Source organism: Thermococcus sp. 21S7, assembly GCF_012027615.1.
In the GTDB taxonomy this organism is placed as follows: Archaea; Methanobacteriota_B; Thermococci; order Thermococcales; family Thermococcaceae; genus Thermococcus.
This window is the reverse complement of record NZ_SNUT01000034.1, coordinates 1-389: the sequence shown is the minus strand read 5'-3', so window position 1 is coordinate 389 and position 389 is coordinate 1. Positions and strand designations below refer to the sequence as shown.

1 protein-coding gene is annotated in these 389 nt (G+C 62.2%); it reads left to right on the top strand.

From position 1 onward, the window contains the following. Positions 1–389, top strand: a 389-nt coding sequence (locus E3E51_RS12980; protein ID WP_206204591.1) for a GMC family oxidoreductase N-terminal domain-containing protein, incomplete at both ends; no start/stop codon positions are given.

Below are 389 nucleotides of genomic sequence, written 5' to 3'. Positions count from 1 at the left end.
GTGAACTGTTTGTCAGCGAATTGCAGACGGTCAACCCGCTCAGCCGATCCTTCGTCAAGGCGGGGCGCGAACTGCAGATCCAGCATAATGATGATTTCAACGGCGAGCGTCAGGAAGGGGTCGGCCTTTATCAGGTTACCCAGAACCGCGGGCGGCGCTGGAGTTCGGCAAAGGCGTTTCTGGAAAGCGCGCTGGACCGGCCGAATCTGGAGGTCATCACCGATGCGCGGGTGACCCGCGTGGTGATGGACGGGCGGCGCGCGATCGGCGTGTCCTACAGGCGGAACAACAAATACAAGCAGGCGCGGCTGAACCCTGCGGGTGAGGTTCTGCTGTCTGGCGGCGCGGTGAATTCGCCGCAGATATTGATGCTCTCGGGCGTCGGCGCA